The sequence below is a fragment of the Pseudomonas sp. SIMBA_068 genome (assembly GCF_046534705.1).
GTDB classification, from domain to species: Bacteria; Pseudomonadota; Gammaproteobacteria; order Pseudomonadales; family Pseudomonadaceae; genus Aquipseudomonas; species Aquipseudomonas putida.
The window spans coordinates 179696-190900 of record NZ_JAWRYI010000011.1; the positions used below are offsets into that span (position 1 = coordinate 179696).

Below are 11205 nucleotides of genomic sequence, written 5' to 3' on the forward strand. Positions count from 1 at the left end.
TGCACCGCAACAGAAAAAGGGCCCTTCGGGGCCCTTTTTTCATGGGTGGCGGGAACCTTTTGCGTACTTGCATCTTGCATGCAGGTTTACCGTGCTGATTGCAAAATGCACGATCACGCAAATGATGGCTGTGTGCTAACCAATTGATTTATAAGGGTTAAATAGAAGTCTCAAAGCTGGCACAGCACATGCAACTACCTTCATACCTGCCGCCAGGACACAGGCGCAGACCTTTCGAAAAAACAGGAGTGACCCACATGAAGAAGTTCGCCATTGCTGCCGCTACTGCTACCGCTCTGACCCTGACCATGGCTAACGCGGCATTTGCCCAACAGTCCACCCAGGCCCCCATGACGCTGGCGGCCGGTGAGGTGACCCAAGCCAAGGAAGCTACCTCTGATACCTGGATCACCACTAAGGTCAAAGCTGACCTGATGACCGAGAAAGGCGTGCCAGGCAGCGACATCAAGGTTGAAACCAACAAAGGCGTAGTGTCGCTGTCGTCCGATGTTGCCATTACCGATTCACAGAAAGAGATGGCAGTCGCCATCGCCAAGAAAATCAAAGGCGTTCAGGCCGTGTCGGCTGATGGCCTGAAGTCCGAATAAGGGATGTCCCGTCGGCCATAAGGATTTGGCCACCTCTACCGAAGCCCTGGCCCTGTGCCGGGGCTTTGCTTTTGGCGCTCAGTACACCGGGTTGCGGGCGATTACATCGCTCTCGAAGCATTCCTGCTCCAGGATCAGCGGTTCTACCAGTGGGCGGCTGTCGCGAAAGTGCGCGGTCTGGGTATGGGCTTCATACGCGGCATCGTCGCGGTAGATTTCGTACAGGTAGATCAGCTCCGGGTCGACCCGGTCCTGCGACACATCGAACACCAGGCAGCCGGGCTCGCTGGCAACGGACGCGGCGGCATTGACCTTGATCGCTGCCAGAAACTCCTTCGCACAACCGGGCTTTACACGGGTCTTGATGAACAGGCTATACACAAGTCGCTCCTTTTGTTTTAAATTCGATTATTAATTGTATACAAAAATGGAGCCTCGCCAATGTCTGAATTGCCTGCACGTCCCGGCCGCCTGAATGGCCTGCGCCATATTGCCCTGCTGGTACCCAACCTGGAGGAGTGCGAACGCTTCTACGTCGATGTGCTGGGCATGGAAGTGCTGAACCGCGCCAACGAAGACCTGGTGTACCTCACCTGCGGCAACGACAACCTTTCGCTGGGGCGTGGGGCGGGGGCGGCGAACGGGCTGCAGACACTGGACCACTATGGGTTCATTGTGGACAGCGTGGAGGAGCTGGAGGCCTGGTATCAATACTTCAAGGCCCATGGCGTGACCTTGCTCGACCGGCCGTTCAACCATGGTGACGGGGCGCGCAGCTTCCACTTGCTGGACCCGGCGGGGAACAAGGTGCAGCCGCTGTATCACCCGGCGGTGTCGGGGCAGCGGTTGGTCTAGTAGGCAACCACATCCCCTTGTAGGAGCAGCCTTGTGCTGCGAAGAGGCCGGAACAGGCAGATACCAAATGCTTTGCCAGCTCTGGCCTCTTCGCAGCACAAGGCTGCTCCTACAAGGGTAAGTGTCAGTCTGAACGACTATTCGGCATCCAGGTGCATCGGCGTCACCACCCGGCCATCGCTCTCAGGCTGGCCCAGGCTGGTATCGATGAAATACACCCGGTCATCTTCCAGCTTGCCCTTGTCCACCAGGTAATCCTTGATACTGCTGGCCCGCTCCTGGCCCAGTGTACGCAGCAGGGCGGTGCTTTCGGCCCACGACTTGATCACTGCCTCGCGTAGCTTGGTGGTGCGTTCGTCGCGGGCCAGTTGCTCCCATTCGGCAGGCGGTTGCTGTTTCAGGCGCGTGCGGTAGATGCCTTCCAGCATTGCTGGCTTGTCGCTGTCGTCGACTACCAGCATCGACGCATTGGCCGGCACTTTGTCACCGCGGCGCTGGAGGATCTTGTACCAGGTGGCCTGGTATTCACGCTCCAGGCGCTGCTGGGCGATCAGCGGGCCGTCGCTGGCCTGGGCGCTGGTGCCTTCGATTTCCAGGCGCAGCTCCGGGCGCTCTTTCAGCGCCGACGCCAGCTTGTCCAGTGACGACTGGGCATCGCCGGTGAGTTCGCTGGAGCCCGGGGCGAAGGCCACGTTACCCAAGTCTTCCGAGCCACCGCCGGTAACCAACCCACCAATGAACTTGAACGGCGCCTGTGCCGCGCGCAGCACCAGGTTGCGCAGGGTTTGCCACACAATCGGCATCACGCTGAACTGTGGGTTGTTGAGGTCGCCCGTCACAGGCAGTTCGATCGAGATTTTGCCCTCGGTATCCTTCAGCAGTGCCACCGCCAGGCGGATCGGCAGGTCGACGGCGTCCGGGCTGTCGACTTTTTCGCCCAGCTGCAGCTGCTCCACCACTACCTTGTTCTCGGCCTTGAGCTGGCCGTTGGTAATCAGGTAGTGCAGGTCGAGGTTTAGCCGGCCCTTGCGGATACGGAAACCGGCAAATTTGCCGGAGTAGGGCGTCAACGTGGTCAGCTCGACGCGCTTGAAGCTGGTGGCGATGTCCAAGCTGGCAAGCGGGTTGAACGGGTTGAGGGCACCCTTGATGGTAACCGGTGCGTAGCGGTCGACCTTGCCCTTGATATCGACCTTGGCCGGCAGCGGCTTGCGGTTGTCGATGGTGCCGATCTGGCCGTTTAGCTGCTGGACGGCGGTGGCGAAGTTGGGGGTAAGCGACAGGTCGGCAAAGTTGGCCGAGCCGTCATTGATGTCGATCTGGCCGATGTGGATGCCCAGTGGTTTGTCGCTGCTGGCCGAGGCCGGCTTGGCCTGGCTGCTCGCCGGAGCGCCGGCCGGTTGTGGGATCAGCAGGTCATTGACGTTGGTGGTGCGGTCTTCGTTGATGATGAAACGCGCATAGGGTTGCAGCAGGGTCACCTTGTCGATCGACAGGGCGTCGCCGTGCACGTAGGACAAGCCGTCGACATTCACCTGCTGCCATTTGACGAAGTCGCGGCTCTTGATGGTGTCGAGGGTATGCAACTGGTTGACTTGCGCCTTGCCGGTTACGGTGAAGGCCAGTGGCGCGGTGTTCTTCAGGTCGACCTTGAGGTCGCTGGCGAGCATGCCGCTGCGCAGCTCCAGCAGGATGAACGGGTTGATGTAGGCCTGGGCCACACGCAGGTCAATGTCGCGGGTGCTCACATCCAGCTTGGCCCATATTGGCGCCAGGTTAACCTGGCCGGACGCCTGCAGCTTGCCTTGCCTGCCTACGCCGGTATCGAGCTTGAGCGTGAAGGGCGTCTGGTTGAGGCTGTCGAAACCTTGCAGGTCGGCGTTGAGGGGACCAATGTCCAAGGCTACCGGATCTTTCTGACTGCGATCTGCCAGGTGCACCAGGTAGTTGCGCAGTTGCACATCCTTGAGCAGCACTTGCCAAGGTTTGCCTGGTTCGTTGGCGGCTTTCTCTTCAGCTGTAGGCTCGGCGGCGGCAGGCTCGGCTTTTTCCTTCGGTGTGGCCTTGGCCGGTTGGCTGGCGAACAGCTTCTGCCAGTCGAGCTGGCCGTCTTTTTCCAGCGCCGCCCAGGTTTCCAGTTTTTCGCTGCGGATCTTGCCCACGGTCACCCGTTGCTTGACCAGGTCGATGGAGGTTTCGCTCACTTCCAGGCTGGCCAAGCGCGCCAATGGGCGGCCATCCGGGGCTTTGATGGCGAACGGCGCAATGCGTACGGACACGTTATCCAGCAGCAGTTCGGTCTGTTTGGCGAGGTTGAGCTTGTAATGCGTATCGAGGCTGACCACGCCGTCTTCCAGCACCAGTGGCACGGCATCGCGCACGTAGGGCCAGAACAGCTTCATCTTCGCGTCGGTGACTTTCAGGGTGCCTTCGGAGGCAATCGGCGACAGGCTCAAGGTGCCTTTCCAGTCGACACGGCCACCGTTGGGGCCGTTGGCCACCAGCGTCATGTCGGCATTGTCGTTGGGCAGGGTGCTGAGGTTTTTCAGCTCCAGGTTCATGTTGTCGTAGAGGAACTCGATCGGCTCGCTGGGGCGCAGGTCCTCGAAGTGCAGGTAGCCATCGACTAACTTGATGCTGCCAATGCGCAGTGGGAACGGGTCACTGGGCGGCTCGTCGGGTTTGGCCTCACCGGCGGGCAGCTTGAACAACCGGGTCAGGTTGAGGGTACCGTCCTTGGCGAACAGTACCTCGTTGCGTGGCTTGTCGAGTTCCACCGCTTCCACATGCAGGGCTTTGGTCCACAGGCTGTCGAGCGAGAGGTTGGCGTACAACCGCTCGAAACCGACCTGCTCCTTGCCGGGCTCGCCGATCTGCAGGCCCCACAGCGTCAGTTCGAGGCTGAAGGGGTTGAGTTCGATCCGCTCGAGGTGGGCCGGCACGGTCGCGTACTGGGCCAACTGCTGGTTGGCGATGCGCAGCGCGACACCGGGAAGAACGAGAAAGCCGAGCAGGCTGTAGAGGGCTACGAGGGCCACGATTGCGCCAGCGGCGCGAGTCAATCCTTTGTACATGTGTCGCTTCGTCTGTCTAAGCAGGAGTGCTTGGAGTATGGCACGTTAAATCAGTTCCGCAGGGGCGACCATTTGCCCTCACTCGATGCCCATGCGCCGCTTGGCCCGATGCGCCGAGCCGTCGCGCATTGCCCAGCGCAGCACAGGCGCGGTGCGTTTCAGGCCCAGGCGGATCAGGCGCTGTTGCAAGGGGCTGTGCTGCAGGCCGAGCATGGCCTGGGCCCAGCCGGGCAGCAGGTCGATGCCGGCGTGCAGCATCAGCTTGCCTACTGGTTGTGCCAGGCGGCTGGGGGCAGGGGCGTCGAGCAGGATCTGCATGACTTCATGGCTGCGCGTGTCGCAGTGCAACTGCGGGCGCATGCGTTGCAGGTAGTCTTCGACCTGCCGACACGTACGTGGCACGTCGCGGGCGCCAAGGCGCTCGGCGATCAGGGCGATTTCGTTGTAGTAAGCATCCTGCTCGGCGCGCGGCAGCTGCGGGTTGCGATAACGCAGGTGGGCGGCGAGGAAACTGCTGACCTCCGCCACATGCACCCAGGTCAGCAGGTCCGGGTCGCTGGCGGCATAGGGGCGGCCGTCCGGTGCTGTGCCGGTGACCTGCAGGTGAATGGTGCGCACCTTGTCGATCAGCCACTCGGCATCGCCGGTAGCACCAAAGGTGGTACCGGAAATGAACTGGCTGGTGCGGCGCAGGCGGCCGAGCAGGTCTTCACGGAAATTGGAGTGGTCCCACACGCCGGCCAGGGCCAGCGGGTGCAACAGCTGCAGCATCAGCGCACTGATGCCGCCGACCAGCATGCTCGGGAAGTCGCCATGTACCCGCCAGCTGATGCTGTGCGGGCCGAACAGGCCGGGGTCGCCCTTGGGCGATTCCAGGTCGAGCTGGCCGAGGGCCAGCCCGGTGAGGCTCATGACCTGGGTTTCGATGCGGCGGCGAAGGGCTTCCATGGCGACCTGTGGTTCAGGGCGGCCATGGACAGTGGCCGCCGGTTACTGGTTGAGGCGTTTATCAATCAGGCCCTGTACCACGCTGGGGTCGGCCAGGGTCGAGGTATCGCCCAGGTTCTCCAGCTCGTTGCAGGCGATTTTGCGCAGTATACGCCGCATGATCTTGCCTGAGCGGGTCTTGGGCAATGCCGGCGCCCACTGAATCAGCTCGGGCTTGGCGAAACTGCCGATTTCCTTGCTGACCAGGGCCAGCAGTTCGGCCTTGAGCGCATCGTCCGGGGCCACGCCATTCATGGGCGTGACGAAGGCGTACACGCCCTGGCCCTTCAGGTCGTGCGGGTAGCCGACCACCGCTGCTTCGGCGACGCTGTCATGCAACACCAGCGCGCTTTCCACCTCTGCGGTGCCGATGCGGTGCCCGGACACGTTGATCACATCGTCGATACGCCCGGTGATCCAGTAGTCGCCATCGGCGTCGCGGCGGGCACCGTCGCCGGTGAAGTAGTAGCCGGGCATGGGCTTGAAGTAGGTGTCGACCATGCGCTGGTGGTCGCCATAGACGCTGCGGATCTGACCCGGCCAGCTGGCCTTGATCACCAGCAGGCCGGCGCCGGGGCCTTCGATCAGCTTGCCTTTTTCGTCCAGCAGTACCGGTTGCACGCCGAACATGGGCTGGGTTGCGCAACCGGGCTTGAGTGACTGTGAGCCGGGAAGCGGGGTGAGCATGATGCCGCCGGTTTCGGTCTGCCACCAGGTATCGACGATGGGGCAGCGTTTTTGCCCGACTTCCTCGAAATACCATTCCCAGGCTTCGGGGTTGATCGGCTCGCCGACGCTGCCCAGCAGGCGCAGGCTTTTGCGCGAAGTACCCTGCAATGGCGCCGAGCCCTCGCGCATCAACGCGCGCAGGGCGGTTGGGGCGGTGTAGAAGATGTTCACCTGATGCTTGTCCACCACTTGCCAGAAGCGCGAGGTGTCCGGGTAGTTGGGCACGCCTTCGAACATCAGCGAGATTGCGCCATTGGCCAGCGGGCCATAGACGATGTAGCTGTGGCCGGTGACCCAGCCGACGTCGGCGGTGCACCAGAACACCTCGCCGTCGCGGTAATCGAACACCACCTTGAAGGTCATCGTCGCCTGCAACAGGTACCCGCCGGTGGTGTGCAGCACGCCCTTGGGTTTGCCGGTGCTGCCTGAGGTGTACAGGATGAACAGCGGGTCTTCGGCCTCCATCGGTTCGGGGATGCATTCGTCGCCGGCGTTGTCGGTTGCCTCGTGGTACCAGAGGTCGCGGCCTTCGGCCCAAGTGACATCGCCGCCGGTGCGGCGCACCACGAATACACTGCTGACTGCCGGGCAGCTGGCCAGGGCCTTGTCGACGTTCTGCTTCAGCGGGATGCGCTTGCCCCCCCGCACGCCTTCGTCGGCGGTGATCACCGTGCGGCAGTCGGCGTCGAGTATGCGGTCACGCAGGGCGTCAGGGGAGAAACCGCCGAACACCACCGAGTGGATGGCACCGATGCGGGTGCAGGCGAGCATGGCGAAGGCAGCCTCGGGGATCATCGGCATGTAGATGCATACCCGGTCGCCTTTTTTAACCCCGCGTGCTTTCAGTGCGTTGGCCAGGCGGCAGACCTGACGGTGCAGTTCGCGGTAGGTGATGGTCTTTGCATCTTTCGGGTCGTCGCCTTCCCACAGCAGGGCGGTCTGCTCGCTGCGCTGGGCCAGGTGACGGTCGATGCAGTTGTAGCTGACGTTCAGTTGTGCACCGTCGAACCAGCGGGCTTCGCCGGTGTTCAGGTCGCATTGCTGCACGCTCGACCAGGGCTTGATCCAGTCCAGGCGTTTGGCTTGTTCGGCCCAGAAGGTGTCAGGGTCGTCGACCGACTGGCGGTAGAGGCGGCGGTATTCGTCGGGGGTGAGGGCGGCGGACTTGCTGACGGCCAGGGCCTGGGGGTAATTGTGGATATCGAACATGGCGGGTGGTCCTGCTCTTGTAAGGGGCGATGGACTGCAACGGCTATTCGATAGGACAGTGTAGCTGGGAGCGGTGTTCAACCTGTGCTGACCTCTTCGCGGGTTTACCCGCGAAGAGGCCCGTACAGGCGTTGGATCAACCGCGGTGACGGCCGCGGAAGTAGTTGATCAGGCCTTGGGTAGAGCCGTCTTCGGCGCTGTCTTCCAATGTGCCGACCAGGCGTTGGTAAACACCCTTGCCCAGCTCTTTGCCCAGTTCCACACCCCATTGGTCAAAGGCGTTGATACCCCAGATCACGCTCTGCACGAACACTTTGTGCTCGTACATTGCCACCAGTGCGCCCAAGCGGCGTGGGCTGATGCGCTCCACAACCAAGGTGTTGCTCGGGCGGTTGCCCGGGATCACCTTGTGCGGGGCCAGCTTCGCGATGTCCGCTTCGTTCAGGCCTTTGCTGCGCAATTCGGCCTCGGCTTCTTCACGGGTCTTGCCCTGCATCAGCGCCTGGCTCTGCGACAGGCAGTTGGCGTACAGCCACTGGTGGTGGTCGGCCACCGGGTTGAAGCTCACCACCGGTACGATGAGGTCGGCCGGAATCAGCTGGGTGCCCTGGTGCAATAACTGGTGGTAGGCGTGCTGGCCGTTACAGCCGACCCCGCCCCAGATCACCGGGCCGGTATCGGTTTTCACCGGGGTGCCGTCCTGTAGCACGCTCTTGCCGTTGGACTCCATGTCCAGCTGCTGCAGGTGCTTGGTGATATTGCGCAGGTAGTGGTCGTACGGCAGGATCGCGTGGCTGTTCGCGCCCCAGAAGTTGCCATACCACACGCCCAGCAGGGCCAGCAGCACCGGCATGTTCTTGTCGAACGGCGCGGTCTGGAAGTGCTGGTCCATGGTGTGGGCACCGGACAGCAGTTCCTTGAAGTTGGCTGTGCCGATGGCCAGGGCGATTGGCAGGCCGATGGCCGACCACAGCGAATAGCGCCCACCCACCCAGTCCCACATCGGGAAGATGTTCTCTTCGCGAATACCAAAGGCCACGGCGGCGGCCTTGTTGCTGGAAACCGCGATGAAGTGGCGGTACAGCTCGGCTTCCGAGCCGCCCTGGGCCAGGTACCAGGTGCGCGCGGCCATGGCGTTTTTCAGGGTCTCGAGGGTGTTGAACGACTTCGACGAGACGATGAACAGGGTGGTTTCGGCGCGCAGGTTGGCCGACAGCTCGTGGAACTCGCTGCCGTCGATGTTGGCCAGGTAATGGCAGCGTACGCCACGCTGGGCGTAGGGCAGCAGCGCCTCGGAAACCAGCTCAGGGCCAAGGAACGAGCCACCGATGCCGATGTTGACCACGTCGGTGATGGGCTTTTCGCTGTAGCCGCGCCACAGGCCGTCGTGGATGCGCCCGACCAGTTCGGTGATCTGGTTGAGTACCTTGTGTACTTCCGGCATGACGTTCACGCCGTTGACGCTGAGCTTGTCGCCCACGGGCCGGCGCAGGGCAGTGTGCAGCACCGGGCGGCCTTCAGAGGCGTTGATGATTTCGCCGCTGAACATCGACTTGATGGCGTCCTGCAGGCCCACTTCGTTGGCCAGGTTCACCAGCAGGTCGCGGCTTTGTTCGGTGATCAGGTTTTTCGAGTAGTCGAGGAACAGGCCGCAGCAGCTCAGGGAGAACTGGTCGAAGCGTTGGGCATCGGCGGCGAAGGCTTCGCGCATGCTGAAGCCTTGCATGGCGTCGCGGTGTTGCTGAAGCGCCTGCCAGGCGGGCAGGGCCGTCACATCGTGGGGAGTACGGTAATACGCCATTGCGCGGGGTTCCCTTGGTGCGTGGTGATGCCTTGGACACGGCAGTCATTGCCGGGTTCAGGCTGGCATCATTATAGGCAAAGGCCACGCGCTGGGAATGGGTATGGCAGGGTGATTTTGGGGGCGCCTGTGGGAGCGGGCTTGCCCGCGAATGGGCTGCAAAGCAGCCCCAGGCCGTTACGCGGTCTTCTCTTCCACATGCAGGTAAAGGTTGTCGATCAACCGCGTGTTACCCAAGTACGCCGCCGCAATCACCACCAGGTCCCGATCATCGATCACGGCCGGGCGCAGGCTCACGGCATGGCGCACTTCCAGGTAATCCGGGCGCAACCCCGCAGCACTCAGCTTGGCCTGGCCGTCAGCGACCAGCGCGGCAAAGTCGCGCTGGCCATGGCCAATTGCAGCCGCAATGTGCTGCAACGTACGGTACAGCACCGGCGCGATCGCACGCTGCTCCGGCGTGAGGTAGCCATTGCGCGACGACAGCGCCAGGCCATCTTCGGCGCGCACAGTGGGCTCGCCTATGATCTGAATCGGCATGTTCAGGTCGCGCACCATGGCGCGGATCACCGCCAGCTGCTGGAAGTCCTTTTCACCGAAGACGGCAAGGTCAGGCTGGACCATGTTGAACAGCTTGCTGACTACGGTGGCCACACCTTCGAAATGCCCGGGCCGGCTGGCGCCACACAGGCCTTCGGAAAGGTGGGGCACACTGACGCGGGTTTGCACGCTCATGCCGTCGGGGTACATCTCTTCGGCGCTGGGCGCGAACAGCAGGTTGCAGCCCGCCTGCAGCAGGCGCTCCTGGTCGGCGGCCAGGGTCCGCGGGTACTTGTCGAGGTCTTCGTTGGCGCCGAACTGCAGCGGGTTGACGAAGATGCTGGCCACCACGAAATCGGCGCGCTGCGCAGCCTTGGTCACCAGGGCCGCGTGGCCGCTGTGCAGGTTGCCCATGGTCGGCACGAAGCCGATGCGCTTGCCTTCACCACGAGCGCGGGCGACGGCGGCGCGCAATTCGCGGACGGTCTTGACTGTATTCATGCACTGAACCCGTGTTCGCTACCTGGGAAGCTGACCTGCTTGACCGCCTCGACGTAAGCGACGAGGGCGCTGTGGATATCAGGCTGGCCTTGCATGAAGTTCTTCACGAACTTCGGCACCCGGCCGGTCAGCGACAGGCCGAGCATGTCGTGCAGTACCAGCACCTGGCCATCGGTGGCGCTGCCGGCGCCAATGCCGATCACCGGAATGCCCACGGCATTGGTAATCTCTGCCGCCAGTTCGCTGGGCACGCATTCGAGCAGCAGCATGGCCGCGCCGGCCTGTTCCAGGGCGATGGCGTCGGCGCGCATCTGGCGGGCCTGGGCTTCCTGGCGGCCTTGCACCTTGTAGCCGCCCAGCACGTTGACGGTCTGCGGGGTCAGGCCCATGTGCGCACACACCGGCACGCCGCGCTCAGCCAGCAGACGGATGGTTTCGGCCAGCCATGCGGCGCCTTCGATCTTGACCATGTGGGCGCCAGCCTGCATCAGCGTGGCGCTGTTGGCAAAGGCTTGCTCCGGGGTGGCGTGGGCCATGAACGGCAGGTCGGCAAGGATCAGCGCGCCGTCGTTGCCGCGTTTGACGCTGGCGGTGTGGTAGGCCATGTCCGCCGTGGTGACCGGCAAGGTGCTGTCGTGGCCCTGCAGGACCATCCCCAGCGAGTCGCCAACCAGCAACACTTCGATGCCGGCCTGGCTGGCGGCCTTGGCGAAGGTCGCGTCATAGCAGGTCAGCATTGTGATTTTTTCACCCTTGGCCTTGAGGCCATTGAGGGTGGTAAGGGTTACTTCAGGCATGTCGGAAAATCCTCGTTCAGGCGCTGTAAAAAACGACTGCATTCAACGCGTGTAGTCATCTTCCGGAGCGGCACATCATCGCGCGTGATGTTCGGGCACAGGTC

9 protein-coding genes are annotated in these 11205 nt (G+C 62.6%); 2 read left to right on the forward strand and 7 right to left on the reverse strand.

Annotated features, from left to right (window positions below; translation table 11 throughout):
* Positions 1–257: 257 nt before the first annotated feature.
* Positions 258–608, forward strand: a complete 351-nt coding sequence (locus SB756_RS23450) for a BON domain-containing protein (RefSeq protein WP_063422843.1) — start codon at positions 258–260, stop codon at positions 606–608.
* Between the two features lie 78 nt (positions 609–686).
* Here SB756_RS23450 and SB756_RS23455 read toward each other — a convergent pair whose 3' ends face one another.
* Complete coding sequence (locus tag SB756_RS23455) at positions 687–989, reverse strand: putative quinol monooxygenase (protein WP_049277401.1); 303 nt, start codon at positions 987–989, stop codon at positions 687–689.
* A gap of 60 nt (positions 990–1049) precedes the next feature.
* On the opposite strand from SB756_RS23455, the gene SB756_RS23460 reads away from it, so the two are divergent.
* Positions 1050–1463 carry a VOC family protein gene (locus SB756_RS23460; protein WP_010955354.1) on the forward strand — a complete coding sequence of 138 codons (414 nt, stop codon included), beginning with the start codon at positions 1050–1052 and terminating at the stop codon, positions 1461–1463.
* A gap of 137 nt (positions 1464–1600) precedes the next feature.
* Here the strand turns inward: SB756_RS23460 and SB756_RS23465 are convergent, their stop codons facing one another.
* The 6 genes from SB756_RS23465 to panB form a co-directional block, all read right to left on the reverse strand.
* Positions 1601–4537, reverse strand: a complete 2937-nt coding sequence (locus tag SB756_RS23465) for a DUF748 domain-containing protein (protein ID WP_410912041.1) — start codon at positions 4535–4537, stop codon at positions 1601–1603.
* Between the two features lie 78 nt (positions 4538–4615).
* Positions 4616–5485, reverse strand: a complete 870-nt coding sequence (locus SB756_RS23470) for an oxygenase MpaB family protein (RefSeq protein ID WP_410912043.1) — start codon at positions 5483–5485, stop codon at positions 4616–4618.
* A 42-nt stretch (positions 5486–5527) separates the two neighbouring features.
* Positions 5528–7462: an acetate--CoA ligase gene (acs, locus tag SB756_RS23475; protein WP_341796817.1), complete on the reverse strand. Its 1935-nt coding sequence runs from the start codon at positions 7460–7462 to the stop codon at positions 5528–5530.
* 136 nt (positions 7463–7598) lie between these two features.
* Positions 7599–9263, reverse strand: a complete 1665-nt coding sequence (gene pgi, locus SB756_RS23480; RefSeq protein WP_410912045.1) for a glucose-6-phosphate isomerase — start codon at positions 9261–9263, stop codon at positions 7599–7601.
* 177 nt (positions 9264–9440) lie between these two features.
* The gene (panC, locus tag SB756_RS23485) at positions 9441–10304 is read right to left on the reverse strand and encodes a pantoate--beta-alanine ligase (protein WP_410912047.1); all 864 of its coding nucleotides are present in this window, start codon (positions 10302–10304) and stop codon (positions 9441–9443) included.
* Positions 10301–11101, reverse strand: a complete 801-nt coding sequence (panB, locus tag SB756_RS23490) for a 3-methyl-2-oxobutanoate hydroxymethyltransferase (protein ID WP_019470466.1) — start codon at positions 11099–11101, stop codon at positions 10301–10303. The genes panC and panB overlap by 4 nt, the downstream gene beginning before the upstream one ends.
* Positions 11102–11205 lie beyond the last annotated feature (104 nt).

Bases quoted from the DNA above. Each gene is read 5' to 3' on its own strand.
- SB756_RS23470 (WP_410912043.1), bottom strand. From the start codon at position 5,485: ATGGAAGCCCTTCGCCGCCGCATCGAAACCCAGGTCATGAGCCTCACC.
- pgi (WP_410912045.1), bottom strand. From the start codon at position 9,263: ATGGCGTATTACCGTACTCCCCACGATGTGACGGCCCTGCCCGCCTGG.
- panC (WP_410912047.1), bottom strand. From the start codon at position 10,304: ATGAATACAGTCAAGACCGTCCGCGAATTGCGCGCCGCCGTCGCCCGC.
- SB756_RS23460 (WP_010955354.1), top strand. From the start codon at position 1,050: ATGTCTGAATTGCCTGCACGTCCCGGCCGCCTGAATGGCCTGCGCCAT.
- panB (WP_019470466.1), bottom strand. From the start codon at position 11,101: ATGCCTGAAGTAACCCTTACCACCCTCAATGGCCTCAAGGCCAAGGGT.
- acs (WP_341796817.1), bottom strand. From the start codon at position 7,462: ATGTTCGATATCCACAATTACCCCCAGGCCCTGGCCGTCAGCAAGTCC.
- SB756_RS23450 (WP_063422843.1), top strand. From the start codon at position 258: ATGAAGAAGTTCGCCATTGCTGCCGCTACTGCTACCGCTCTGACCCTG.
- SB756_RS23465 (WP_410912041.1), bottom strand. From the start codon at position 4,537: ATGTACAAAGGATTGACTCGCGCCGCTGGCGCAATCGTGGCCCTCGTA.